Here is a 24,978-nt window from a genome sequence, read left to right as displayed (position 1 = left end):
TTAGTATTAAAGGTGAAGTTATGGTTTTGTGAGCTTGGTAGCACTGGCCGTGACCAAAACATGAGGTTTTAACCACCATTGATTGAGCGCCAATGAGGCTAACAAGATGGCGCCGCCTAAGCTTAAGCGTAATAGGTCTGCATCTCGGTTCCAGATCAAGAGATTTACCACTAAACCCGCAGGAACTAAAGCATTGTTCATGATCGCCAGCGCACCCGCATTAACTAAAGTCGCCCCTTTATTCCACAAAAAATAACCTAAACCGGAGGCGCCTAACCCTAACCATAACAAGATACCCCACTGCAAATTCGTAGTGGGGTAAACCGGCGTGCCTAACCACCACCAAGCGGGCACGGCTATCGCTAATGCGCCTAGGTAAAAGTAGCCAAATAATTTATGTTGCGGTGCAGCAGGCTGATAGCGTTCAAGCAATACTTTGTAACCCACCTGACCGAGGGCAAAACAGAGATTAGCGCCTTGTACCACGGCAAAGCCCAACCAGTAATCTTGGCTCAGGCCATTAAAGCGGATCACCAAGGCCCCTAATACTGCTAGGGCGGCGGTGAGCAAATAGCCTGGATTAAAGCGTTGATGCAGCAAGTCATAAATAAGGGTCACGTAAATGGGCGTGAGCACCGTAAAAATCAGCACTTCTGGCACGCTGAGCAGCAAAAAGGATTGATAGTAAAATAAATACATTACGCCTAACTGCAACGCACCACAGGCCATAATACCCAACGCCAAGCGGGGCGGCTGGCGCCAGGATAAAAACGGCAGAAACAGCAAAGTGGCCAAGAACACGCGGCTAACTACCGAGAAGTAGCTGTCTACGCTACCGGCTAGGTAAACGCCAATTAAGCTAAATGAAAAGGCCCACAAGAGAGTGACGGCAACGAGATAAGGCATGAAGTTAGGCTAAATTAAGTGAAGATAGGCGCAATAATAGCAAAAAAGCGCCCTGTGGGCAGCGCCTAGCATCAAGCTAAACAAAAGACGGTGTTGTTGTTTATGCCGTCTTCCTGATGCACATCAGGATCTCGGTTTTGGTTGGGATGTCTAAGTGCGAGATACCGGGGCCGTCATGCTGAACTTGATTCAGTACCGGTAAGACGGCACAGGGCGGTGTTTGTTATTTGGCCGTCTTCCTGATGGAAATCAGGATCTCGCCGTCGGTCTTTGTTTGCCCCCCTCACACCTATCCCTTCACTGATTTACAGGCATAAAAAAAGCCGATGCATAGCATCGGCCAGGGAACCATTTAAGGTGTGTCATAAAAAGTATGACGTCCCTAAACAAGGTGGTTAATACCACACGCAGAACTTTCGGGCTTAAACCCTAATAAGTTGTCAGCGTGATTATCCACGCTGCCAGACCGACATTATTCTGTTGTTATTGCGCTTATCGAATTACCTCGAATAATTCGCTAACCACAATAGACAGGCAGTACCCCCCATGATGCCACCGTGCCCAGAACCTTGTTGAACTAACTGCTGGATGAATTACTTCATCACGCCGACGATAAACTTGTTTAACGACGCCATTCTATGGTCAGATAACCCATGTCAAAAATGAATTATCAGCATAAAGCTATGGTCTACATCGATGGATAACTTATACCAACGGCTCGATCTCAACCTACTGCGGGTGTTTGATGTACTCATGCACAGCCGTAATGTGACCCGAGCCGCCGAACAACTCAATTTATCTCAGTCTACGGTGAGTCATGCGCTGGCTCGCTTGCGCCAAGCGTTAGACGATCCCTTATTTGTGATGACGCGTAAAGAAATGCGGCCCACGCAAAGAGCGCTGGCGCTGGCGGCACCGGTACGCCAATCGCTGATGTTGCTTGAGCAGGGCATACGCCAATCTGCGAGTTTTGATCCGGCAGTGTCGGCGCGCACTTTTCGCCTCGCCGTGCCTTCCTCCATTGAGCACGGTGCCGTGCCATTATTGGTGGAGTTATTGCATCAGCGCGCGCCGGCCTGTCGCTTAGCGGTGACTGAGTTAGTGCATTCTGATTACGAAGATACCTTGTCGCGCGGCGGCATGGACTTTGTGGTGGCCTTCGCCAGTGGTGACCATTTATCGCCACGGCTAAAGGTAGAGCCTTGGTTTGATAATGCCATGGTGTGTTTGTCGGCGGCGGGCAGTGATTTGCCGACGCGATTAAGCGCCGAGCAACTGGTGAGCTGGAGCCATGTGTCTACTTCTACTTGGGGTCATAATCAGACCTTGGTAGAAAATTGGCTGAAGAAAAAAGGTCTAGAACGGCCGATTGCGGTGTGGGTGCCAAGCTTTGAGGCACTGCCTAAGCTGTTGGCGACCGGACGGTATTTGGCGATGGTGCCGGAATTAATCGCGCGGGATTTTTGCCATTTTTATCCGCTGCAACAGCATCAATTAAGCGAGCCACTGCGCAGCACCTATGTGCTGGCTCAGCATCCGCTGACTGAATTTGATCCGGCATTGATTTGGTTTCGAGAGTTACTAAATGAAGTAGGCGACAGCTTGCGGCCATCGCCTTAAGTGCGGTTTAAAGTGCGGATTACTTTTTATTCTTGGGCAGGGGCACCACTAACAGATCGCAGGGCACCGTGTTCATCAGCTGGCGGGCAGAAGAGGTGAGCAAGCTCCAAAAGCTCTGTTCGTGGCCGCAAATCAGTAAATCAATGCCGTGTACATCAACAGCTTCATTGACTTTAAGTGCCAGATCGCCACAAATCACTAACTTTTTCTCTATCGGGTAGTCGATAGCGCCTATGTATTCTTCAAGCCGCTGTTTAGCATCGGCCACCACTTGGTCTTGAATGTTATCGATGTCGATATCAATCATCTCGGTATAAAGGTCTTTCAAGTCCACATCCACGTGGATCACCGACAGCAATGCATCATTGGCGCGCGCCCGATCCACAGCCTTAGCAATCACCTTACGATTGCTTTCGGTCATGTCGACGGCCGCCAATATATGCTTATATTTATAGGGTTCTGTCATGGCACTTCTCCTTTTTCATAACTCTATCAATCCATTAGTAAATAAAACGTGAGTTACTTAGAAATATTACACCCTTGGCAGCATAGGCTAAAAATTGGCTCCAGCACAAGGGCGAGCGGCTAGTCTAATGGTCTGAGAAGGGATAGCAGTACGCTTTACGGCATACGCGAGCCGTTAAGAGAAGCGGTGTTTATGTACTTACCTTACGGCGTACAGCCTAAGACGTATGGCGGTATTTATCCCTCACGTTTCTTAAGCGCTTCTGTTAATGCACCTATTTCAGCTCTTAATTGAGTGACTTCTTGCTGCAAGCTGTAGAGGTGCTCTTTTACTTCTTGGCGCTGTTGAGTGTCGTTGGCTTGTTGCTGACGATCCGACTCTTCAGCTTTGGGCGTTAATAAACTGGACGCCACCAGACCCGAGATACCGGCAAAAATAGAGACACCGGTTAAAATCACCACCGCCGAAATTACTCGCCCCGCTGTGGTGATCGGATAATAATCCCCGTAACCCACGGTAGAGATGGTCACCAAAGCCCACCAGATGGCATCCTCTGCGGTTTCGATATTAGAGCCAGGATTGCCCGCTTCCGTCATTAAGATAGCAATGGCACTGCCGCCGAGCACCACCAGCAAGATCAACAGCATAGAGGCCAGCATGGTGCTTTCGCTGTGTTTTAATAAATGGCGGATCACCTGATTGGCCACCCGCAGCATGCGCAGTACGCGTAACACCTGAAAAATTCGGCCATAACGGAAGATATCTATCGCCGGAATAGAGGCGATAAAATCAATCCAGTGGGTCGCTAAAAACTGTTTTTTATTGCGGGCGCTAAATAATCCGTAAAAGAAGTGACTCAGTAACACTAGGCAAATGCCGGTATCGAGTTTCAGCAGCAGTTCTTTTTCATCGCCCTCAAAGGGGCCAAATTGATGCAGGATTATGAGCACTACTGAAATGATGGACAGCACCATCATGACTATTTCGAAGGCATTAGGGGGCACTATGCGTACTTTGTTATCCACGGGAAATCCTGTGTGTTTTGCATCACGAGTCTGCTAATGATAGTTAAGCCAGTAATTGATAATTAAGCTCTAAATGCGACCATAATACGCGGCCGTATTGCGTGATCATATTGCGATCTCTTTAGGCCCAGCCGCTAGGCCGGTAAGGTGGCTTGTAACAGATAACGACGGGGCGTGTGCTGCAGATCAGTAAAGAGGCCAAGCTGCACCTGATAACCTTGCTCCTCAAGAAACAAGGCTTTATCCAGTAGCAGCCATAACTCCAGTAAATAGCGGTAACGGTGGCGCACAAATTCGATGCGTTTGACGAGCAATCGACGGGATGCTGCGAGTGCCAGCCAATGCTCACTGTCGATAATATGAGGAGGGGTGAGTGATTTTTTCTCACAGGCCCACAGCACGAAGTCGCTAAAATCGCCGCTGAGCAGTCGCTTAGGAAAGCTGGGTAAAGGCAGATAGCTGGTATCAGCCGTGAGGGTTTGTTGTAGCTCATCGAAGGCCAGTCGCCACGTCAGTTCGATGTGGCGCAAGCGGCGCACCCGCTCGCCGCCGGTGATTTGTTGCTGCAATGGCAGGCGTAAGCTGTGGCGATCTAATTTTAGGTCGTGCTGCTGGCCGACTTGCGAGAGTGGCTGATAATGCTCATCTGTAATCAGGTGATAACAGCAAGGCGACACCGCCAGTTGCTGAGTGCCGGCCGCCGCCGCATGCTTAAGAAAGCGCAAGTGCAGCTCGCCGCAGGCGTGCAAAGCCACCGCGATTTGTGGTGGCTGAAATAAAGCTGCAGCTTGTGGGCTTAGGGCATTGGCACACACAAACTCATGGGGCAGTTGTAGTTGGCTGGCTAATGCTTCGCCTTGGGCGCATAAGTCTGGTGCCCATTCTAGGCTGGTCACCTTGGGCGCACCTTGTTGGGCGAGGAGCCGACCTAAGTGCCCTTTACCGGCACACCATTCTAATATCGGCTGAGTAAGGGTAACGTCTGCGATCTTGTGGTTAATGGCATGAATATTGGCGGCAAAGTCTTTGATCTGCGCCCATTTTCGACCGCCGATGCCACTACTCCAGCGCGGCGTGGCGTAATCGGGCGCCCGCTTAAGGTCAGGCAATGGCAATTGTCTTGCGCTCAATAGCTCGGAGCGGTACTTGCTCAACCAAGCAAATGCCGCGTCGTCATCTGCATCCAGCGTATCCAGCTCATCTTCATCGAGTGCCTGTAACGCCGTGGCTAATTCCGGCCAAGGCAGCTGGGTACAGCTGAAAGGCGTATGTTGCCAGTCGTGACGAGCGTGCTGCAGCAGTTGGCTGAGCTGTAAAAAGGTGTCGGCATAAAGACTCATAAGCGGATTGTTACCTCGGGGTGTAGTCATGCACTATACGTCATACGCGGTATGCCTGACGTTGTGTATTTTACCTCGTACGGCGTAAAGCGTCCGGCTTTGTTTCTCGGCATAGCCGCAGCGTCATGGGAGCGGTAGAATAGCGCCTTTGTTAGGTTTGTGGAAAAAACATGAGAAGCTGGGATGTGATAGTACTGGGAGCCGGCGCCGCCGGATTAATGTGTGCAGCAGAGGCGGCTAAGCGCGGGCGCCGTGTTTTGTTGCTGGATCATGCAAAACGCATTGGCGGCAAAATCTTAATGTCGGGCGGCGGGCGCTGTAACTTTACCAACTACCATATAGAGCCCAGCGCCTACCTTTGCCAAAACCCCCACTTTGTGAAATCGGCACTGGCTCGTTACACCCAGTGGGACTTTATTGGCATGGTAGAAAAGCACGCCATTCCCTATCACGAGAAAACCCTAGGTCAGCTATTTTGCGACGAGTCGGCGCAAGATATTATCGATATGCTGCTAAAAGAATGTAAAGACGCCGGTGTGACTATTAGCACTCGCGCTCAAATTGGCCAGATTGAGCGGCTTAGGAGTAACGATGATGCGAGCGAGGCCGAAGGCTTTAGCGTGGCCACGGCCAGCGATACTTACACCTGCCAATCATTAGTGGTGGCCACCGGCGGCTTGTCTATGCCCAAGCTGGGTGCCACGCCTTTTGGTTATCAGTTGGCCGAGCAATTTGGTTTAAAAGTGTTGCCCACCCGCGCCGGCTTAGTGCCCTTCACCTTACAGCCGGTCGACAAAGCTACCCTTGAGCCGCTGGCTGGGGTGTCGCTACCGGTTGTGGCAACCAGTGAAGATGGCACCCGCTTTAGCGAAAATCTGCTGTTTACTCACAGAGGGTTATCAGGCCCAGCGGTGCTGCAAATTTCGTCTTATTGGCAAGCCGGCGAGCAGGTGCTGTTTGAGCTGCTGCCGGTCGGTAAATTGGCGCAAGGTATTAAAGATCATCCTAATCAAGAGCTAAAAACTTGGCTGGGTCATCAGCTACCTAAACGCTTAGTAGAGGCGCTGTTTTTGAGAGAAGAGTGGACGAGTACTCACATTACCAACAAGCCGCTCAAGCAATATGTACCCAAAGAAATTGCCGCTATCGAACAGCTGTTGAGCGCTTGGGCCATTAAGCCCGGCGGCTCTGAGGGTTATCGTACGGCTGAAGTAACGCTGGGCGGTGTGGACACAGATGAGTTGTCGTCCAAAACCATGATGGCCAAAAAAGTCCCTAACTTGTACTTTATCGGCGAAGTTGTCGACGTAACCGGTTGGTTAGGGGGCTATAATTTCCAGTGGGCCTGGAGTGCAGGTTGGTGTGCGGGGCAAGCGGTTTAACTTTATTGTTAGTGCACCATTGTCAGCGCAAAATAGCGTTAGCACCCGCTAAAAATAAAAAACCCCATTACCACCTAGGTGGTAATGGGGTTTTTTAGATCTGCTCTCTATTTAGTTATGGCCGCTATTTTATGTTCGCTTGCAGCCGGTAGGCTAAAAAATAGAGCAGTGGCCGCCGGATGGGGCTTGGCCGGAGCCGATGGCGATAATGGGTGCTTCTAAGCGTAAGTTCACCGGCTGGGCATGATGCCAGTCCCAGACGAAGAAGCCGACCAGTAACGCCCAAAACAGCACAATACGTATGCTACTTAACTTACTCATCTTAGTGCTCATATTAATGCCCCTATCAATAGCCAAAATAGCGGCGAATACGAACACCGACCAGCGAGCCTAAGAAGGCCATCACTACCCAAATCCAGCCATGAATACTGCCTGTAGAAATACCACTGACCATGGCTCCCACGTTACAACCAAAGGCGAGGCGTGAGCTGTAGCCCAACAAGAAGCCGGCAATCAGTCCCACTATCCATTGTTGAGAGGTGAGCGGATTAGACTTACCCGTCTTATTGCGGGAGAAAATCCATAAAGCCCCTGCCAAAATGCCGATATTAGTAATGGAAGTGAGGTCTAAGAACACCGACTGCTGCAGCGCCGTGGCGTTAACCGGTTGGCTCCAAAAGGCATTAGTGGCGGGGTCAAACAAGTTGCTTGCCTGCGCGATTTTAGCGGCCCATAAACCAAAGCCATAAACGACGCCCCAAGGTTGACCGGCTATTACCAAGTTTAAGACCGCCAGTAGTGCAATTAATACCGCACCTATCAGCAAGCTTTTACTGAACAGGCTGCGTGACCCGCCACTGGTTTTGGACCAGCCCCACGCGGCCAAGCCGATTAGTGCTAAGCCTAAATACGTGAGGCCGAGTGCGCCGCTTAAGCCCACTTCTGTCACTAAGCCTATGGGTTGTATCTGGCCTAAATCTAACCACCAGCCCAAGTGTGCCGAGCCTAAAAAACTGCCCAGCGCAAATAGTGGCAGTATGGCCATGTTCAAGGGAATGCCTAATCCAGCTTTATACAAGGTGCCTGATCCACAACCGTCAGCAATCTGCATGGCGGCGCCAAAAACTAAAGCGCCGATTAATAAGCTGATACTGGGTGGGCCAAGGGCGGCGCTTAACTCGGTAGGAAAGCTGGCCAGCAGCGGCATAGAAAAGGCGGCGGCAATAGCGAGCAGCAATAATTGTGCGAAGACGCCACTGGCATCGCGGCGCTCAATTAAGTGGCGCCAACCGGTAGTAAAGCCAAAGCGCGCGCCTGCCAACACGGCGCCTAACCCCATGCCCACCATAAATAGTAAACTTTGGCGTACCGAGACAAACCAAAATAAGAATACGGCAAATACCGCAAATACTAAGGCCAGCGCCCAACGATTGTTCATGTTATTTATTCACCAATCTTAGAGAATTTAGCCTTTATTTGTTCAAGTCGACTGGGCGTATTTTCCATGGGTAAGCTTGACGGATCTTGAGTCCATTCTGCCAAGGAGGCGGGATAGAGGCGTACATTCACTAAGCCTGCCAGCTCGGATAATACAAACCAGTTAGTGGCGGCCCAGTGGCCGGTATTACAAAAGGACACGGTTTCGGGCGCTTTGTTTAAGCCTTGAGCTTGCACTAGCTCTTTAATCTCTGCCACCGGCCGCACACGGTTATCGTGATCATTAAACCATTGGGCAAACGGCAGGTTTTGCGCCGTGGCGATAGTACCGGCTGTGCTGGCGGTGGGCGCTTTGGCTTGGCCTTGATAAAAGGCCGGTGGCCGAGCATCTAATAATTGATAGCTGCTATTCGGTTGCGCGATTTTATTCAACAGCTCTTCTTTAAAGATTACCAACTTTGGATTAGTGCGCACCTTGATATGACTGGCTTGCAGGGGCGTGTTGTTGGTGGTTAAGCCAGTACTGATGTGAATAGCGCTAGATTGCCTGTCTTGTTGCCATTGCTCAAAGCCACCGTTAAGGATACTTAAGTCCGACAGGCCTAGGTATTTTAGCGTCCAGTACACGCGCGCCGTGGCACCAAAATCAGTTTGATCGCTACCACTGGAGTAAACCACAATCGGCTGCTGCTCGGTGATACCAAGCTGGCGCAGTAATTGCTCAAAATAAGCCTCATCGGCTAATTTACCGGGATTATCTGCCGGCCCGCGCCACTTTCCATAAGGCGCAGAGACGGCGCCGGCGATATGGCCGGCGGCATAATCTTCTGGACTACGAATATCGATCAGCTGAAGCGCCGTTTCGCCAGCGAGGGCGGTATTGAGCTCAGGTACTTCTAACAAAGGTTGGTAAGTAGCGGCTTGGGCGCTGCTAAATATCAAGCATAAAATAACGGCCAAACTGGCGTAGAGGTGCTTCATTGGGAACTCCTTAAATTATGTGTTTGCTTAGGGCTACCGTAAGGGCTGTGTTTTTTGCGTGGCACAGGGGTGCACCTCACTTCTCACCCCTCACGATCCCTTAAACAATATCCAATGACGTTTTACGATTAGGTGCCGGAAAGGCCTTATCTAAGCGGCTTAATACTTCATCGCTTAATTGAATATTAAGAGCATCGGCGTTTTGCTGCACATGCTGAGGCTGTACCGCTTTAGGGATGGCAATGAGATCGCGTTGGCCGTCGATGGGGCGAATCGCCCAAGCCAGTAATAATTGCGGTACGCTGATATGTAGCTCTTTGGCCACAGCTTGCAGTTCGCTATTAGACAGTAGGTCGCGGCGCAAGCTGCCACCTTGGGCCAGTGGGCAATAACCCATAGTCGGTATGTGTTGCTCACGTTGCCAAGGGCGTAACGAGTGCTCAATACCGCGGGAGCCTAAGTGATACAGCACTTGGTTTACGGCTGTACTTTGGCCGGTCAAGGGATCGCTTAAAGCCTGCCACTCTTGTGCTTCACTTAAGTCAAAGTTAGAAATGCCAAAGCGTTTTATTTTGCCATCGGCGCGTAGTTGCTCAAAGGCGGCGAGGGTTTCTTCCAGTGGGATGCTGCCGGGCCAATGCAGCAGGTACAGGTCGAGATAATCGGTACCTAGACGTGTTAGGCTAGCTTCGCAGGCTTGAATGGCGCTGCGCTTGCCCGCATTCCAGGGATAGACTTTAGAGACTAAAAAAGCCTGCTCGCGCCGGCCTTGCAGGGATTGGCCTACCACTTCTTCAGCGCCGCCGTCCCCGTACATTTCGGCGGTATCAATCAAAGTCAGCCCTAAGTCCAAGCCTTGTTGCAGTGCGCGTACTTCGTCTTGGCGCGGTGCTAAACCTTCCCCCATATACCAAGTGCCTTGGCCGATGGCGGGGAGCGCAATGGCGGGCTCGGTAGTGGTGGCTTTTAGGGTGACGGTAGCGTCCATGATGACCTCTTGGCTGGTGTTAGGGTAATGGGGTAAGCATCTTTTAAGTGTTTTTTATACTGTACTTTTTATAGCGTGCTGGCCAATATGTTGACCGAGCAAGACGGCTATTGCAACGCAGACGCTGCGCGTTAACCGCCGGTGCTAAGTAACATTATTTAGTTAAATGACTATTTACTTAAATAAATGCCCAAGCGCCTTTATATGCTTAATAGCAGGCAACGCTTGTAGACTTAAACTGTGAGTCTTATAAAACAGCAGGAGGCTGATATGACCACCTTTGATAAAGATGAATCCACAGAGCTGGCTGCAGTGCGCCGCCGACTGCGGTTGGAAGATTTAAATCAGTTACAAATTGAACTGCTGGCTAAAGAGTTTCAACAAGAGCCGGGCGTGGTCAAGGTGGTGGTGCGCAAGCAATGGTTGGAAATTGAATACGACGCTAATCAATTAACGCTAGAGCGGGTAATAGCCGTACTTGAAGACTTTGGCGGCGAGCTGTCTGCAGATTGGTGGACCGGTCTTAAGACCAGTTGGTATCAAAAACGCGAAGAAAAACTACGTGCGCAATCGGAAGAAGATAAGCCCGAGCTGTAAAGCCGTAAGTTAAAATGAGCCCGGGCCAGACGACACCGCCGACGAAACGGTGTTTATCTTTAATTGTTCGCTTAAAGCTGACGGCTTAACGCTTCGCCCAAGATCCCTTGATGCTTTTCTAATTGAGCTTGAGCTGGCGCTTTTTCTAAGCCAGAAAGCAGTATTAAGATGGCCAACTTCACTTGATTATCCGCAGCCTGAAGTGCTGCTGTGGCTTGTAGTTCGGTCGCGTCGGTCGCTTGCATCACGATGCGCAGTGCCCGAGCTTGCAGCTTAAAATTGCTGGCATGCAGGTCAACCATCAGATTCTGATATACCTTGCCGATGCGGATCATACTGGCGGTGCTGAGCATATTGAGCACCAGCTTTTGCGCGGTGCCAGATTTTAAACGAGTAGAGCCCGTTATCACCTCAGGGCCCACGTTGGGCTCGATGGCGATATCCGCCAACCGCCCAATGGCTGAGCCGCTGTTGCACGCCAATGCCACCGTAGTGGCGCCTATGTGGCGTGCATACTCAAGGCCACCCAATACATAGGGCGTGCGGCCACTGGCAGCGATACCCACTACCACGTCTTTTTGAGTCAGCATTAGTTGGCGTAAATCCTCGGCACCCAACTCCACATTATCTTCGGCACCTTCTTGAGCGCGAAACATGGCCTCGGGGCCACCGGCAATTAAGCCGATCACCATGTCACTGGGCACACTAAAGGTAGGCGGGCATTCGGAAGCATCCAGCACGCCCATTCGGCCACTGGTGCCCGCACCCATGTAAATTAATCGGCCGCCTTGCTGGAACGCCGCCACAATTGCATCCACGGCTTGGGTGATGGCCGGTAGCACTTGGGCCACGGCAGTGGGCACCTGCTGATCTTGAGCATTAATAGTGGTGAGCAGCTCAAGAGTATCCAGCTTATCAATGTGTAAGGTGTCAGGGTTGCGCCCCTCGGAGGTGAGCTTAGCTAAATCTTTGAGCAGATCTGAAGTCGACGGTTGAGTCGTTCCCATAATAAATTCTCCATAAAAAACTAAAGACTTCTTCGCCACGGAATACACGGAATCCACGAAAAATTAAGATATATAAGAACGAAAAGTGAGTTTTCATCCCGCCAAGCGTGACTGACCACTAAAGCGTCAGACTACTAAGGTCTTGCTCATCAATATTTCAGATATTATCGCTGTTTTCCGTGTGTTCCGTGGTAAAAATGCTCTTCTTAGATTTTAGCTGTGGCCCTTAATTGGAATGGCCCCTCACGCCTTACACCTCACCCTTCACCGTCTTTAGCCCGGTAAATGAATTGCGCCTAATATAGCCGCTTGGCTGGCGCCCGTCACGGCGGGCAGGTTACCCGGCAAACCGTTTAACGTTTGATGGGCCAGCCAGGCGAAGGCCATGGCTTCCATGGCGTCCATGTCTACCCCTGCGCTGTTGGTGGTGGTTACCTGCCAGTTAGGCAATAACGCACTTAAGCGCTGCATTAATAATGGATTATGACCGCCGCCGCCGCAGACCAGCAGTTGGCCTGTAGGCATGGCTTGAGTCGCAGCTGTGGGTTTAGTTGCATAGCCTGTTACTTGGTCGACGATGGCGCGCGCGCTAAATTCAGTCAAGGTGGCTTGTACGTCCAGCGCATTGATTACGCCGAACTGTGCTTGATGTTCTTGTAAATGAGCGGCCAGCCAGTGTGGGCTAAACAGCTCACGGCCCGTGCTTTTAGGGGCGGGCAATGCCAGCCAAGGTTCGTCCAGCAAGCGCGCTAATAAGTCTGTGTTTACTTGGCCCTGTAAACCAAAGGCGGCGTCTTTATCAAACGGCTGGCCCCATTGTTGTTGGCACCAAGCGTCCAGCAACATATTGCCGGGGCCCACGTCAAAGCCCAGCACAGGATGCTGAGGGTCGAGCACGGTAATGTTGGCGATACCGCCAATATTGACCACTATGCGCAGCTGCTTAGCGTCGGCCAGCACTTGCTGATGAAAGGCCGGCACCAAAGGTGCCCCTTGGCCGCCGAGCGCCATGTCTTTGCGGCGAAAATCGTTAATGGCGATAATGCCGGTCAGCGCAGCTACACGATTGCCATCACCTAATTGCAGCGAGAAGGGCAAGTCCCCGCTGGGCTGATGCCACACCGTTTGGCCATGACAGCCGATGGCACGCACTTGGTTTGCAGGCGTGCCCGACTCTTGAAGTAACTGCAGCACTATATCCGCATAGGCTTGGCCGAGCTGGGCATCCAGCTCGCCCCAGTGTTGGGCGCTAACGGGCGTGCCATTAGCCACATCCAGCAGACGCTGGCGCAATGCTGTGGCAAAAGGACGGGTAATGCTGGCTGTTAGCTGAGCTTGTTGGCCATTGGTGGCCATTAATACCGCGTCTATGCCATCTAAGCTGGTGCCCGACATAATGCCGATATAAAGCTCAAGCGGGCTGGCCATTACCAGTCGCTCGGCAGGGCTTGCATTGGGCTAACTGGCACGCTGATCACGCCATTTTCAAATGGCTGCGGTTGCGGCGGGCTGGTTTTTTTCACGGCCACTACCGGCTTAACCGGTGCAGGAGGGGGTGGCGTATTACAAGCACTAAGGGCCAAAGATAAGCTCAAACAAACCAATGAATTACGCAAAAAATGCTGCACTAGCATGACTCCATAACAGAACAGGTAGTCGCGAACGAGGCCGACCATAGGTAATAACGCACAGTTGTAAACTGTCTACGACAGAATATCAAAATCTAAATGCATTAAAGCCGCGATACGTCTTAAGTTGTACGCCGTAAGTTGAGAACAAAAGCAATACGATCCTCTTGAAGGGCGAGTGTTTAGCTCTGTCTTTTACCTAAAGCCTAAGGCGTACAGCTTACGGCTGTTCACTCCTCGCAGGGGGGGGGTGTTGTGCAAAGAAAGATAATATTGCGGTTAGCGCTTGGCGGCGCTCATTATCTTGCTCCAAAAATATTTCATGAGCGGCTTTTTTAATGCGTTTAGGTCGACCACCTTCACAAGCGGGCAGTGCCTGGCAAAAGCGGTCTTGTGCCTTATTATCAACCACTACGTCTTGGCCTGCTTGCAACACTAGAATCGGCGTCGTGATGCGGCCCGCTTGCGCTATGGCTTGCTCTCCGGCGTTAAAGGCTTGCTGCAACCAATGACTGCTAACGCCGCCTAGTTGGACCTCGGGCGTAAGTTGATATTGATCGATAAACAGCTGATAGCGCACCTCGCTGTGGGTGAGCACATTATCTTTAAAGGGTAAGGCTTGATAGTCCCCTTGGCCGGGCGCGTAGCAGGCAGTATGACCCAGCCACTGGCAGCTTTTATTAAGGACGCTGATTAAGCCCTTCGCTAACCAGAGCGGCAGCGGCTGCACATAAATGCTCATCATGGGCGAAGACAGGGCTGCCGCCTGTAAGCGTACTTGAGTTTGACTGAGCCAGAGCGCGGCTACGGTGCCCCCCATGGAGTGCGATACTAAATAAAGTGGCTTGGCAGGATCTTTCAATACCACTTGCTGCACGAACTGCTCAAGATCTTGCACGTAGTCATCAAAGTCGGCCACGTAACCCACATCAGGATTAGCCAGCAGCCGAGGCGCTAAGCCTTGGCCGCGATGATCGTATAAATAAACGTTATAGCCGTTATTGAATAAATCCAGTGCCAGCTCTTGGTACTTAAGATAGCTTTCGGTGCGGCCATTGACCACGATAATGGTCTTTTGATGCTGGGCGTTAACCAGTTTGGCATAGGGGAGCGAGAGGTCGTCGTGGCTTAAGAAATGGCCTTGTTGTACTTGCGCTTGCCAGTGTGCCGCCAACCCCGCTATGCCAAGCTCACTGAGCTCGGTGGCGGTAGTTAATTGGGGGGCAGCAAGGGCCTTATTCATCATTAGACCAGTCATAAGTAGACCATTCATAAATAAACAAGTCCCGAGCAACAACAGACGGCTGAGCATAACAGGCTCCAAGCGCTTAACGCAGTATAGATAGGGTGGGTAAGATAGCGCTCAGATATTACCCGTGCAGACTCTTCGCTTAAGATTTGACGTTAATTTTAAGCACAGCTGAGTGCTAAAACAAAGCGGTGCTGGGATTATTTACGTAAGCGGAATACTTTCAATACATTGGGCGTCACGCGAATTTTGCGCATAATATTGGCCAGATGCACGCGGCTCTTAGTGGTAATTAGCAGCTCAACTAAGTAGACGCGACCATCTTTTTCTTCGGTAGCAATATTATGAATATTGGCGCCGGTGGCGGCAATTACGTTGGCGAGTGCGGCTAAGGCGCCATGATGGTTGATAAGCTCGATGCCGATTTCGGTTTTAAATTCAAAGTCGAAGTCTTGCTCCATATCCCATTGCACCGGCAGGTACTTTTCTTGCTCTTTAGCGTAGCCGCGGATATTTTTACAAGACTCAAGATGCACCACCAAACCCCGACCTGGGCTGATGTGCGCCACGATAGGATCGCCGGGAATAGGACGACAACAGTTGGCAAAGTTCAGCAACATGTCGTCTGCTCCGCGGATCGGCATCTTCTTCGCATTTTTGCTCGTTTCAATGGGCGCGTCATTTACGTCAGCAAGCAAGCGGCGAGCCACCACCACACTCATGGCGTTGCCGAGGCCAATATCCGCCATTAGGCTGCTGACTGAGCCATGTTTGGTGTCTTTTAGGACTTTTTCGACGCGCTCTACCGAAATATCTTCGATATTTTTCGCGCCCAAGGCGTGATTAAGCAAACGCTTACCCAGCAACACTGACTCTTCGGTACGCAAGTTTTTCAAGAATTGGCGAATCTTGGTGCGGGCCCGTGAGGTGACCACAAAATTCAGCCAAGCCGCATTAGGGCGAGCTGTGGGTGCGGTAATGATCTCTATGGTTTGGCCTGAGTGCAAACGCTGGCTGAGCGAATAAGGCTGGCGATCAACGCGGGCACCTACGCAGGCATGGCCAATGTCAGTGTGTACCGCATAGGCAAAGTCGACCGCAGTCGCGCCTGAGGGTAGCTCTAAGATGCGCCCTTCAGGGGTAAAGACATAGATTTCATCGGGGAAGAGGTCAGTTTTAACGCCTTCGATAAACTCAAACGAGGAGCCGGCACTTTGCTGTAATTCCAACAAGCTTTGCATCCAACGCTCGGCGCGTACTTGTGCCGTGGTATTAGAACGCTCAGCCTCGTGCTTATAGGCCCAGTGCGCGGCCACGCCTTTATCGGCCATTTGATCCATGTATTCGGTACGGATCTGCACTTCTACCGGCAAGCCGTGGGGGCCCACTAAAGAGGTATGCAATGACTGATAACCGTTAGTTTTAGGAATGGCGATATAGTCTTTAAAGCGGCCGGGTCTGGGCTTATACAAGGTATGCATTTGGCCTAACACCCGATAACAGGTGTCGATATCCTTGACGATGACGCGAAACGCGTAGATATCCATGACTTCGTGAAACTGCAGTTCTTTTTTCACCATCTTGTTATAAATGGAGAACATGTTTTTTTCACGACCCAACACAGTGGCATCAATGTGCGCGTCTTGGATCCGGCCATTGACTTCTTCGAAAATCGATTGAATTATTTCCCGTCTATTGCCTCGCGCGCGGCGCACGGATTCGCGCAACACGCGGGTACGCATCGGGTATAAGGCTTCTAACCCTAATTCTTCCAGCTCATTCTTGATGCTGTGAATACCGAGGCGGTTAGCAATGGGGGCATGAATTTCGAGGGTTTCGCGGGCGATGCGGCGGCGCTTATCGGGCCGTAATGAGCCGAGCGTGCGCATATTATGGGTGCGGTCAGCGAGCTTAATAAGGATGACCCGAATGTCTTGGGTCATGGCCAGCACCATCTTGCGGAAGTTCTCGGTCTGGGCTTCTTTATGATCTCTAAACTTGATTTTCTCGAGCTTAGAGACCCCTTCGACCAATTCCGCCACCGCCTCGCCAAACTGCACGGCTAATACGGCTTTGGTGGTGGCGGTGTCTTCGATGACGTCATGCAAAAGAGCCGCCATCAGAGTTTCATGATCGAGATGCATCTCTGCCAGAATGCGCGCCACCGCCACCGGATGGGTGATGTAAGGCTCGCCACTGGAACGAGTTTGCCCCTGATGCGCGTCTCTCGCCACCACATAAGCGGCGGTGAGCAGCTCTATCTGGTCGGCGGGAAGGTAGCTGGAGGCAAGCTCTTTAAGAGATTCAAATAGATACAATAGAGACTCCGATCATCGAAGCTATTAACATGCAGGCGAAATTAAGGCCCGTTTAAGTAAACGGGCGCTTGAATTTAGCTTACAACAAACGACCTTCGGCAATAGCAGCCACGGCGGCCAGTTCGGCGGCATCCATTTCTTGCTGCTCTTGGCGATCTTGCACATCCATCATTGCATGGTTAACTAAGCCTTGCTCAATTTCACGCAGTGCAACAACGGTGGGTTTGTCATTCTCGAGGGGGACCAGCGCTTCTTTGCCCTGGGTTGCCAATTGGCGAGCGCGACGAGAAGCAACCAACACTAAATCAAAACGATTGCCTACCTGCTCAACAGCATCTTCAACAGTAACGCGTGCCATAAAGGACTCCAATGATTAAAAAAGGTGCAAAATTCTAATGGATTTTAGCTTATTCCGCCAGCAAACCGTCAAGTAAGTTCTGAAAACGTATGGCTTGTTTCTCAGTACTGGCTCGTTCGGCCTCAATAATGGCACTGAGGCGATCGAGTGCATGGTCAAAATTATCATTAACCAGCAAGTAGTCATATTCGTCGTAGTGGGACATTTCTGACACAGCCTTGTCCATTCTACCCTTTATTACCTCAGCCGTATCTTGCTGACGCGCATTTAAACGTCGTTCCAGCTCAACTCTGCTTGGAGGCAATACAAAAATAGACTTGGCACTGGGAGATTGCGCGCGGATTTGTCGCGCCCCTTGCCAGTCGATATCGAGTAAAATGTCGATACCTTTTTCCAATTGCTCGTCAATCCACTCGCGTGATGTGCCGTAGTAGTTGTCAAATACTTGAGCCCACTCATAAAAAGCACCGCGCTCAATCAACGCTTTAAATTCAGGCTGACTGACGAAGTGATAATGAATGCCGTCTACTTCACCTGGCCGTTCTGAGCGCGTGGTATGAGAGACGGAGACCTGCAGCATGCCATCTATGCTGGGGCGATCGAGTAGGGCGCGGATCAGGCTGGATTTGCCTGCACCACTAGGGGAAGAAATAATAAATAAGGTACCGCAGTGCGCCATAGTTTTATGCCCGTTCGGGATTATCTGCCAGCGCCGAGCGGGGCTGGAACCAAGGGCGACCAAGTTTATCAGAATGCGGGCCATAAAAAAATGGCCGTTGTAAAGACAACGGCCATTCAAAAAAAACTATAGCTTGCTGCGGAAGTGCCCTCCACGCAAATTGCATTATGATCAGCTAGTAGCTTCGGCTCTATCAGTTTTTTCCTGCTTAAAACCTCGTTAATACCGAGTTGTTATACAAATGAAGCTGATCCATAGGTGGATTAAGTCGTAATAGCGGCTCAGTTGTTAAGGCCGATACCTGCGCTGTGTGTTGCTGGAATATGCCAGCCACGCTGGGGCTGATTGATGTGGTGCTGGCCGCCCCCGAGCAGCCAGAACCCGACTATGAAAATGTGTGGTGTGGCGAGGATGTTGATTGCCTGAGCCGCTACGATGGCCTGCTTTATATTCGACTTAATGCCTTGGGGGCCTATTGCTTGGGGCTGACTAAGGAATATGACGATCCGTCGACTCATCAAAAAACGGCGCTCAACATGCATCAGGCGGGGCGGCTTAGCTTTCAGCAATCGCCCAGCGATACCGAGCTGCTATTGCTTGAGGGTTACGCCGATAGTTTGAATGAACACGATTGGCAGCTTTCCCAAGCAAAAATGCTGACCCTGCTGGAAAATGGCAGTAGTTTGGCGCCGCTGCGCGACTTTATTGCCCAGCGTGATGAGCAGCCTTTTCTGCCGCAAGACAGCGAACGGCTGTTGGCCAGCTGTGAAGCCAATGCCTGTGCGGTGACGCCGATAGGAACCGTACTGCTGTTGCATTGCCGAGACGCGCAGACGGCGGCGGCGATTGCCGCGCATCCGCTAACCGCAGATTTATGCCAGGCGGCGGAGACAATCGACTGCTGGTTAAGCCACACCAAGAGCCTAATTTTCGCCAAGCTCTGCATAGCGCCGGTTATGGTTTAGTGGTGGTATAAATTTAGCTCAGCAGCGCCAATAAGCTTTCTGAATCTGCGGGCAGGCCGGCGCTGCTGGTGTCGCTGAACAGGGCATCGGCCAGTGCTTGTTTCTGTTGCTGCATCTGCTGAATGCGCTCTTCTACGGTATCGGCGGCGACTAATTTATACACAAACACCGGTTTGTCTTGGCCGATACGATGGGCGCGGTCGGTGGCCTGATTTTCTACCGCCGGATTCCACCAAGGATCCACGTGTATTACTACGTCTGCTGCCGTTAAATTCAAGCCGCTGCCGCCGGCCTTAAGGCTGATTAAAAATACTCGTGCCTCGCCTTGTTGAAAACGATCGATAGCTTCCTGACGTTTGCGGGTCTTACCGGTCAACTTGCTATAAGCGATTTTTTGCCGCTTTAGATCGGCTTCTACTAAGTCTAACACTCCAGTAAATTGCGAAAATATCAGCAAGTTACGGCCTTCTGTCAGCATTCGCGGAATAGCGTCGGTTAGCCAGTCGAGCTTGGCATGCTCTTTGATATCGGCAGCTTTCTCTAACTTAACTAAGCGCGGATCGATGCAGGCTTGGCGTAATTTAAGCAAAGCGTCGAGAAATTCGATATGGCTGCGGGCCATGCCTTTTTGGGCGACCAGAGTACGTAGCCGTTTTTCCATGCTGATGCGAATACCTTCATATAAAGCTCGCTGTTTGCCCTGCAACTCTACGTACTGAGTAATCTCGGTTTTTGCCGGCAACTCTTTCACCACTTCGGCCTTGGTGCGGCGCAACATAAAGGGCGCCAGTTTCTGGCCTAGCTCTTGTTGGCGCTGGCGATTGCCTTCGTTTTCGATAGGCTGGCGATAGCTACGATTGAAACGGCTGCGGCCACCGAGCAGGCCGGGCAGCACGAAGTCCATCAACGCCCACAGCTCGCCGAGATGATTTTCTAGCGGCGTACCACTCAGGCACAGCCGTAAGCCGCCCTTAAGCTCACGCACCTGTTGTGCGACTTTGGTAATGGGATTTTTGATGGCTTGGGCTTCATCCAGCACCAGTACGGAAAAATGGTGTGCAGCGTAGTGTTCGCCATCGCGTAGCAATAAGGGGTAAGTGGTGATCACTAAGTCGTGGTCGTCAATCTGTTCGAAGGCACCATGGCGCTTAGGCCCGTGAATCACCAATACTTTGAGATCCGGCGCGAAGCGCGCGGCTTCATGTTGCCAGTTACCCACTAGGCTGGTGGGCGCTAAGATCATGGCCGCTTGCTGCAGTTGGCCGGTTTCTTTGAGGTGTTGGATCAGCGCTAAGGCTTGCAAGGTTTTGCCCAAACCCATGTCGTCGGCAAGAATGCCGCCTAAGCCATAACGATGCAGAAACACCAGCCAGTCCAACCCTTGTTGTTGATAGGGGCGCAGCTCGGCTTTAAGTCCAATAGGCATAGGCACCGTTTGCAAGCCGGTGAAGTCCTGTAGTTGCTCCATCATGGCGCGAGTTAAGGGGGCTTGACGATCGTTGAGTTCCATACCTTGAAACTGTGCCGCCTGAAAGCCTGGCAGACTCACCGGGCGGTCGAGCAAGTCTTTGTTGAAGAGTTCCTGTAAGAGATCGCGTATGGTCCATAACGGCTGGGTATCAATGCGTAGCCAATCGTCGCCGACTGGCATAAACAGTTCGTTCGGCATATCAGCCTTAAACCAAGCGCCGATCACCTCCATGGTGTCGAGCTTGGTGTCGCCTGTTTGTAAACCAAGTGAAAAATCGAACCAGTTATTATGCTGGTCTTGCAGTTCAATATCGAAGCGGGCGTCTTGGATCTCGAATCGGTAATCAGGAGCCTTACTAATACGCCAACCTTGGCGTTCCAGCACTGGCAAGTCTTGCTCCGAAAACTGCTGCCATTGTTGTAGTGCTTGCACTGCATCACCGGTATTGGGCAACCAGATCTCTTTTAGCTCCGTATCTTTGGGTACGGCATTGGGCCATAAGCCTAGGTCGTGTAGTTGCAGCCCATAGTCGATTTCGGATTTTTCATTACGTTCAATAAGATAGGCGCGACCGTCGTGCTCCTGCACGGGTAAATCCGCAGTAGGGTTGCCTAGATGACTGGGTGCTATGGTGATGGGGCCGTAGTCGAAGTGGAGCTCTGTGCCAGGTAGCTGAACGCCGTTCAGGCCTGGCACCATCGTCAGCGTCAGGTGCGGTATGGGTGTCGATTCTTTGATTAATTGCGGCTCTTCGGTCAGCGGCAGCTGCTTAGGCGTAAATACACGCCGCAGCTGTGCGGCGGTAATGGCCATCTGTTCATTCGGCACCGGCGGCATGTTATATAAGTGAGTCAGCTGTGAGCTGGTGAGCGAGGTAACTATCTCGCCAATGGCGGCGTTATATCTGTCTAGGTAGCTGGGCGGTGTCACCGCAATCGGCTCCCAGTGAGTCAAGTCCTCCAGCTCGGCGGTTAGGCGTTGCTCTGAGTTTGATGCTTGCCACTGCCAGCTGAGTGCCCGCCGCTGGCCGGTTTGTAGTGTCCGATAGTCAGCTAAGATTAGGCGTTGGCTGAGCAGCATTTGCTCTAATATTTGTGCGCCTTCACTCCCTGCTAGCCGTAATCTGGTGGCGGCTTGTTGCTGTGATCCTTGTCGTTGTAATATTTGCAGTTTTTGTACAATATCTCTGTCTTGTGGCAGGTAAAAACTCGGCGCATTCCAAGTCGCATGGTCGGACGGGATACTTTGCTGCTGACTCCATTTGCCGTTTTTTTTAAGGTAAGCCTTAAGCAATAAAATTTGATGCTGGCCCTGATCTGCTTCCAACTGATACAGCAGATAATGTCGGCCAGGCACTAATGTCGCCTCAACATTATGATGCTCAACCTCATCATACAGCGTAGTTAGCCACTGGTTTAGGCTGGCATCGGGCTCTGTACTTGATGTGAGTTGTTGTGTCTTTGATTGAGCCTTGGAATGAGTGCTTAACCAGTGCAATCCGGCCGCCACTCCATGCTTGCAGTTGTATCCCACTGGGCAACTGCAGTCAGATGTTAGCTCTTTATCTTCCCAGAATAAGAACACCTCATAGGGGTAAGGCTCAGTGCCCTCAACTTCGGCCACAATCTGCTCATTCGCCGCATCCAGTTGGCTAAATATCACCTTATGTTGTTCAAAATAGGCCTTACCTCGTGCAAAGGCTGCAGGGCTGGTCATCTGTTTGATATCGTCTAGGGTGAATTGCATGGGTGCGGCTCTTGTTTAAAATAAAAATGGTGAATAAAGGCGGGCTTACTTTAATACCTAGGCTGGCGTTCGACAAATACAAAGCGCTAGCTTAGGTGGTCATTATTAATCCTAGCAAGGTAGGGCTTAAGGCGCGGCGCGGTCAATGAGAGCATCAATCCTAATGCAGCAGCCTTAATATGCGCATAAAAAAGCCCCTGGATAGGGGCTTGGTAACGTCTTACCTGAAATAGGCAGCTGCCAGAATAGTTATTCGATATTCTGGATCTGCTCGCGCATTTGCTCGATTAATACTTTCATTTCTACTGCGGAATTAGTTATATCGGTGCTGATCGACTTAGAGCCTAGCGTATTGGACTCGCGGTTGAACTCTTGCATCATAAAGTCCAATCGTCGACCGCAGGCGCCGCCTTTTTTCAGGATCTTGCGGGTTTCGCCAATGTGCGTCACTAAGCGATCTAGCTCTTCAGCCACGTCCACTTTTTGTGCCAATAACACCATTTCTTGCTCGACACGCTGGGGATCAAGTTCAATCTTGGCTTCTTCAAAGCGGTCTTGCAGGCGTTGGCGCTGCCACGCCATGATGGCGGGCATTTGGGTTTTCACTTTATCGACTTCTTGCTCGATGCCGGATAAGCGCAGCTCAATCAGATCTTTTAGCTTGTCACCTTCGCTGGCGCGAGCGTCGAGAAAATCATCCACCACTTTATCTAGGCAAGCAATCAGCTCATTGCTCAGCGCGTCCATGTCTTGGGCTTGCGCTTCCATTACACCCGGCCAGCGTAAAATATCGACTGGATTTAAGGCGCCTTGGCTGGCTTCTTCCATTATCCAGTCGGCACCTTCAATCAGCTGTTTGGCCAGTGCTTTATTCATTTGCAACTGGCCTTGATTAGCCAAGTTAGACTCAAAGCGCAGGCCGCATTCCACCTTGCCGCGCTGTAAACGGGCACGCAGTTTTTCGCGCACTAGCGGCTCTAGGCTGCGAAATTGCTCGGGTAAGCGCGTGTAGATTTCTAAGTAGCGCTGGTTTACCGAGCGGATTTCCCAAACGGCGGTGCCCCAATCTTGTTTAAATTCTTGTCGCGCATAGGCGGTCATACTGTGGATCATGTGGCTCTCAATATTAGTTGCACGTGAAGCGCTTAAGTGTGACACCGCCACCGACTTGCGGCAATGGTGAGCACATGCAATGCGCCGGTAGTTTCTTTATAATGTCGTCTTTATAAGAATCGCTTAAGCCTCACGGCGCGCGATTTATCCTCATTGGAGAATACCATGTCTACACGAGCCTGCGGCCGCGCGGTTGATGAAATGCGCGTCGTTACCATCACCTCTAATTATACCCGCCATGCGGAAGGCTCTGTGTTGGTAGAGTTTGGTCATACCAAGGTGCTGTGCACCGCCTCGGTCGTAAAAGGCGTACCGCGTTTCTTACGGGGCAAAGGCCAAGGTTGGGTGACGGCGGAATATGGCATGTTGCCACGTTCCACCCACAGCCGCATGAACCGCGAAGCCGCCAGCGGCAAGCAAGGCGGCCGGACTATGGAAATTCAGCGCCTGATTGGTCGCTCGTTACGTGCGGCCATGGATCTGAAAAAGTTAGGCGAATACACCATAGTGGTGGATTGCGATGTGATCCAAGCAGACGGCGGCACCCGTACCGCAGCTATTACCGGCGCTTGTGTGGCATTGGCCCAAGCACTGGCGTGGATGAAGGCGAAAGGCATGATCACCACAGACCCGATGAAAACTCTAGTTGCGGCGATTTCGGTGGGTATGGTCGACGGCCAAGCGGTGTCGGATTTGGAATACACTGAAGACTCTGCGGCCGAAACTGATATGAACGTAGTGATGACAGCCGAAGGCAACATGATTGAAGTGCAGGGCACCGCAGAAGGCGCCCCTTTTACCCATGAGCAGTTGCTGGCCATGCTGGCCTTGGCGCGTAAGTCCATAGATGAGTTAGTGGCCATTCAGCGCCAAGCGATAGCGGCCTAAGAATTCGTAAAGAACAAAAACTAAAGATTTCTTCGCAAAAATATGTTTAAGGTTTGCAATGGCCGCATTAGCTGCGAGTCGAGATAACACACTTGAGAGAAAAATTGATGAAAGCTTATCAGCGTGAGTTTATTGAGTTTGCCATGAGCAAAGATGTGCTTAAGTTCGGCGAGTTTACCCTGAAATCCGGTCGGATTAGCCCTTATTTCTTTAATGCGGGCTTGTTTAATAGCGGCCGTGACTTGGCCCGTTTAGGTCGCTTTTACGCGGCAGCGTTAGTGGACGCTAATATTCAATATGATGTGCTGTTTGGCCCTGCGTACAAAGGCATTCCCATTGCCAGCGCCACCGCCGTACAGTTAGCAGAAATACACGACCAAGACGTACCCTATTGCTTTAACCGTAAAGAAGCCAAAACTCACGGCGAAGGCGGCAACTTAGTGGGCAGTCCGCTGAAAGGACGCATCATGTTAGTGGACGACGTGATCACGGCAGGCACTGCGATTCGTGAATCGATGGATATCATAGCTGCTAATGGCGCGAGTTTAGCCGGTGTGCTGATAGCCCTAGATCGCCAAGAAAAAGGCAAAGGCGAGTTATCTGCCATTCAAGAAGTTGAGCGCGATTACAATGCAGAAGTCACCGCCATTATTTCGCTGGCCGACTTGGTGGAGTACTTGAGCGAGCAACCGGCCATGGCCGAACATTTGGTGCGCGTACAAGCGTATCGTCAGCAGTACGGTATCTAATGGTCGCTAACATCCGTTGCTTGGAGCGAACGAGTAAAGCTTGCCGTAACAGCTGATGGATGGGT

Annotated in this window: 23 protein-coding genes; 6 read left to right on the top strand and 17 right to left on the bottom strand. The window is 51.3% G+C overall.

Annotation, left to right across the window (positions count from 1 at the left end; all coding sequences use genetic code 11):
• Window positions 1–18: 18 nt before the first annotated feature.
• Entirely contained in the window at window positions 19–906 is an 888-nt protein-coding gene (locus tag R0134_RS14880) for a carboxylate/amino acid/amine transporter (protein ID WP_319782728.1), read from the bottom strand.
• 696 nt (window positions 907–1,602) lie between these two features.
• On the opposite strand from R0134_RS14880, the gene R0134_RS14875 reads away from it, so the two are divergent.
• Window positions 1,603–2,526: a LysR family transcriptional regulator gene (locus R0134_RS14875; RefSeq protein ID WP_319782727.1), complete on the top strand. Its 924-nt coding sequence runs from the start codon at window positions 1,603–1,605 to the stop codon at window positions 2,524–2,526.
• A gap of 19 nt (window positions 2,527–2,545) precedes the next feature.
• Here R0134_RS14875 and R0134_RS14870 read toward each other — a convergent pair whose 3' ends face one another.
• From R0134_RS14870 to R0134_RS14860, 3 genes are all read right to left on the bottom strand, one after another.
• Window positions 2,546–2,992 (bottom strand): universal stress protein, encoded by a 447-nt coding sequence (locus R0134_RS14870; protein ID WP_319782726.1) that lies wholly within the window; start codon window positions 2,990–2,992, stop codon window positions 2,546–2,548.
• Window positions 2,993–3,228: 236 nt separating this feature from the next.
• Window positions 3,229–4,017, bottom strand: coding sequence for a potassium channel family protein (locus R0134_RS14865; RefSeq protein WP_319782725.1), 789 nt, complete (start codon window positions 4,015–4,017; stop codon window positions 3,229–3,231).
• A gap of 134 nt (window positions 4,018–4,151) precedes the next feature.
• Entirely contained in the window at window positions 4,152–5,357 is a 1,206-nt protein-coding gene (locus R0134_RS14860) for a methyltransferase (protein ID WP_319782724.1), read from the bottom strand.
• Between the two features lie 170 nt (window positions 5,358–5,527).
• Here R0134_RS14860 and R0134_RS14855 point away from each other — a divergent pair, with 170 nt between their 5' ends.
• Window positions 5,528–6,739, top strand: a complete 1,212-nt coding sequence (locus tag R0134_RS14855) for an NAD(P)/FAD-dependent oxidoreductase (RefSeq protein ID WP_319782723.1) — start codon at window positions 5,528–5,530, stop codon at window positions 6,737–6,739.
• 153 nt (window positions 6,740–6,892) lie between these two features.
• Here R0134_RS14855 and R0134_RS14850 read toward each other — a convergent pair whose 3' ends face one another.
• The 4 genes from R0134_RS14850 to R0134_RS14835 form a co-directional block, all read right to left on the bottom strand.
• Complete coding sequence (locus tag R0134_RS14850; protein WP_319782722.1) at window positions 6,893–7,072, bottom strand: hypothetical protein; 180 nt, start codon at window positions 7,070–7,072, stop codon at window positions 6,893–6,895.
• Window positions 7,073–7,085: 13 nt separating this feature from the next.
• Window positions 7,086–8,177 (bottom strand): YeeE/YedE thiosulfate transporter family protein, encoded by a 1,092-nt coding sequence (locus tag R0134_RS14845; protein ID WP_319782721.1) that lies wholly within the window; start codon window positions 8,175–8,177, stop codon window positions 7,086–7,088.
• 5 nt (window positions 8,178–8,182) lie between these two features.
• The gene (locus tag R0134_RS14840; RefSeq protein WP_319782720.1) at window positions 8,183–9,157 is read right to left on the bottom strand and encodes a sulfurtransferase; all 975 of its coding nucleotides are present in this window, start codon (window positions 9,155–9,157) and stop codon (window positions 8,183–8,185) included.
• A 100-nt stretch (window positions 9,158–9,257) separates the two neighbouring features.
• Window positions 9,258–10,145 (bottom strand): aldo/keto reductase, encoded by an 888-nt coding sequence (locus R0134_RS14835; RefSeq protein WP_319782719.1) that lies wholly within the window; start codon window positions 10,143–10,145, stop codon window positions 9,258–9,260.
• Between the two features lie 270 nt (window positions 10,146–10,415).
• Here R0134_RS14835 and R0134_RS14830 point away from each other — a divergent pair, with 270 nt between their 5' ends.
• Window positions 10,416–10,742, top strand: a complete 327-nt coding sequence (locus tag R0134_RS14830) for a hypothetical protein (RefSeq protein WP_319782718.1) — start codon at window positions 10,416–10,418, stop codon at window positions 10,740–10,742.
• A 71-nt stretch (window positions 10,743–10,813) separates the two neighbouring features.
• On the opposite strand, the gene murQ is transcribed toward R0134_RS14830, so the two are convergent.
• The 7 genes from murQ to gmk form a co-directional block, all read right to left on the bottom strand.
• Complete coding sequence (gene murQ / locus R0134_RS14825) at window positions 10,814–11,749, bottom strand: N-acetylmuramic acid 6-phosphate etherase (protein WP_413641411.1); 936 nt, start codon at window positions 11,747–11,749, stop codon at window positions 10,814–10,816.
• 273 nt (window positions 11,750–12,022) lie between these two features.
• Window positions 12,023–13,177 (bottom strand): anhydro-N-acetylmuramic acid kinase, encoded by a 1,155-nt coding sequence (locus tag R0134_RS14820; RefSeq protein WP_319782717.1) that lies wholly within the window; start codon window positions 13,175–13,177, stop codon window positions 12,023–12,025.
• Window positions 13,177–13,377 carry a hypothetical protein gene (locus R0134_RS14815; protein ID WP_319782716.1) on the bottom strand — a complete coding sequence of 67 codons (201 nt, stop codon included), beginning with the start codon at window positions 13,375–13,377 and terminating at the stop codon, window positions 13,177–13,179. Before R0134_RS14815 ends, R0134_RS14820 begins: the two co-directional genes overlap by 1 nt.
• A gap of 220 nt (window positions 13,378–13,597) precedes the next feature.
• Window positions 13,598–14,623, bottom strand: a complete 1,026-nt coding sequence (locus R0134_RS14810; RefSeq protein ID WP_319782715.1) for an alpha/beta fold hydrolase — start codon at window positions 14,621–14,623, stop codon at window positions 13,598–13,600.
• 203 nt (window positions 14,624–14,826) lie between these two features.
• Window positions 14,827–16,944, bottom strand: coding sequence for a bifunctional GTP diphosphokinase/guanosine-3',5'-bis pyrophosphate 3'-pyrophosphohydrolase (gene spoT, locus R0134_RS14805; protein ID WP_319782714.1), 2,118 nt, complete (start codon window positions 16,942–16,944; stop codon window positions 14,827–14,829).
• Between the two features lie 79 nt (window positions 16,945–17,023).
• Entirely contained in the window at window positions 17,024–17,302 is a 279-nt protein-coding gene (rpoZ, locus tag R0134_RS14800) for a DNA-directed RNA polymerase subunit omega (protein ID WP_087036259.1), read from the bottom strand.
• Window positions 17,303–17,351: 49 nt separating this feature from the next.
• Window positions 17,352–17,981 (bottom strand): guanylate kinase, encoded by a 630-nt coding sequence (gene gmk, locus R0134_RS14795; protein ID WP_319784386.1) that lies wholly within the window; start codon window positions 17,979–17,981, stop codon window positions 17,352–17,354.
• Window positions 17,982–18,304: 323 nt separating this feature from the next.
• On the opposite strand from gmk, the gene R0134_RS14790 reads away from it, so the two are divergent.
• Window positions 18,305–18,946, top strand: coding sequence for a hypothetical protein (locus R0134_RS14790; protein WP_319782713.1), 642 nt, complete (start codon window positions 18,305–18,307; stop codon window positions 18,944–18,946).
• 13 nt (window positions 18,947–18,959) lie between these two features.
• Here R0134_RS14790 and R0134_RS14785 read toward each other — a convergent pair whose 3' ends face one another.
• Together R0134_RS14785 and R0134_RS14780 are read right to left on the bottom strand one after the other, a co-directional pair.
• The gene (locus R0134_RS14785; protein WP_319782712.1) at window positions 18,960–22,163 is read right to left on the bottom strand and encodes a DEAD/DEAH box helicase; all 3,204 of its coding nucleotides are present in this window, start codon (window positions 22,161–22,163) and stop codon (window positions 18,960–18,962) included.
• 249 nt (window positions 22,164–22,412) lie between these two features.
• Window positions 22,413–23,276: a YicC/YloC family endoribonuclease gene (locus tag R0134_RS14780; protein WP_319782711.1), complete on the bottom strand. Its 864-nt coding sequence runs from the start codon at window positions 23,274–23,276 to the stop codon at window positions 22,413–22,415.
• 165 nt (window positions 23,277–23,441) lie between these two features.
• Here R0134_RS14780 and rph point away from each other — a divergent pair, with 165 nt between their 5' ends.
• Window positions 23,442–24,164, top strand: a complete 723-nt coding sequence (rph, locus tag R0134_RS14775) for a ribonuclease PH (RefSeq protein ID WP_319782710.1) — start codon at window positions 23,442–23,444, stop codon at window positions 24,162–24,164.
• Between the two features lie 107 nt (window positions 24,165–24,271).
• Window positions 24,272–24,913, top strand: a complete 642-nt coding sequence (pyrE, locus tag R0134_RS14770) for an orotate phosphoribosyltransferase (protein WP_319782709.1) — start codon at window positions 24,272–24,274, stop codon at window positions 24,911–24,913.
• Window positions 24,914–24,978: the final 65 nt, after the last annotated feature.

The organism is Oceanisphaera sp. IT1-181 (assembly GCF_033807535.1).
Classification (GTDB): Bacteria; Pseudomonadota; Gammaproteobacteria; order Enterobacterales; family Aeromonadaceae; genus Oceanimonas.
Note: the sequence above shows the minus strand (reverse complement) of the source record. Positions and strands in the feature narration are given on the sequence as shown.

Excerpts from the sequence above, each read along its gene's own strand:
- R0134_RS14785 (WP_319782712.1), bottom strand. The coding sequence starts at position 22,163 with ATGCAATTCACCCTAGACGATATCAAACAGATGACCAGCCCTGCAGCC.
- R0134_RS14780 (WP_319782711.1), bottom strand. The coding sequence starts at position 23,276 with ATGATCCACAGTATGACCGCCTATGCGCGACAAGAATTTAAACAAGAT.
- R0134_RS14855 (WP_319782723.1), top strand. The coding sequence starts at position 5,528 with ATGAGAAGCTGGGATGTGATAGTACTGGGAGCCGGCGCCGCCGGATTA.
- R0134_RS14860 (WP_319782724.1), bottom strand. The coding sequence starts at position 5,357 with ATGAGTCTTTATGCCGACACCTTTTTACAGCTCAGCCAACTGCTGCAG.
- R0134_RS14810 (WP_319782715.1), bottom strand. The coding sequence starts at position 14,623 with ATGATGAATAAGGCCCTTGCTGCCCCCCAATTAACTACCGCCACCGAG.
- R0134_RS14820 (WP_319782717.1), bottom strand. The coding sequence starts at position 13,177 with ATGGCCAGCCCGCTTGAGCTTTATATCGGCATTATGTCGGGCACCAGC.
- R0134_RS14870 (WP_319782726.1), bottom strand. The coding sequence starts at position 2,992 with ATGACAGAACCCTATAAATATAAGCATATATTGGCGGCCGTCGACATG.
- R0134_RS14850 (WP_319782722.1), bottom strand. The coding sequence starts at position 7,072 with ATGAGCACTAAGATGAGTAAGTTAAGTAGCATACGTATTGTGCTGTTT.
- murQ (WP_413641411.1), bottom strand. The coding sequence starts at position 11,749 with ATGGGAACGACTCAACCGTCGACTTCAGATCTGCTCAAAGATTTAGCT.
- R0134_RS14790 (WP_319782713.1), top strand. The coding sequence starts at position 18,305 with ATGCCAGCCACGCTGGGGCTGATTGATGTGGTGCTGGCCGCCCCCGAG.
- pyrE (WP_319782709.1), top strand. The coding sequence starts at position 24,272 with ATGAAAGCTTATCAGCGTGAGTTTATTGAGTTTGCCATGAGCAAAGAT.
- gmk (WP_319784386.1), bottom strand. The coding sequence starts at position 17,981 with ATGGCGCACTGCGGTACCTTATTTATTATTTCTTCCCCTAGTGGTGCA.
- R0134_RS14880 (WP_319782728.1), bottom strand. The coding sequence starts at position 906 with ATGCCTTATCTCGTTGCCGTCACTCTCTTGTGGGCCTTTTCATTTAGC.
- R0134_RS14875 (WP_319782727.1), top strand. The coding sequence starts at position 1,603 with ATGGATAACTTATACCAACGGCTCGATCTCAACCTACTGCGGGTGTTT.
- R0134_RS14830 (WP_319782718.1), top strand. The coding sequence starts at position 10,416 with ATGACCACCTTTGATAAAGATGAATCCACAGAGCTGGCTGCAGTGCGC.
- R0134_RS14835 (WP_319782719.1), bottom strand. The coding sequence starts at position 10,145 with ATGGACGCTACCGTCACCCTAAAAGCCACCACTACCGAGCCCGCCATT.
- R0134_RS14845 (WP_319782721.1), bottom strand. The coding sequence starts at position 8,177 with ATGAACAATCGTTGGGCGCTGGCCTTAGTATTTGCGGTATTTGCCGTA.
- rpoZ (WP_087036259.1), bottom strand. The coding sequence starts at position 17,302 with ATGGCACGCGTTACTGTTGAAGATGCTGTTGAGCAGGTAGGCAATCGT.
- rph (WP_319782710.1), top strand. The coding sequence starts at position 23,442 with ATGTCTACACGAGCCTGCGGCCGCGCGGTTGATGAAATGCGCGTCGTT.
- R0134_RS14840 (WP_319782720.1), bottom strand. The coding sequence starts at position 9,157 with ATGAAGCACCTCTACGCCAGTTTGGCCGTTATTTTATGCTTGATATTT.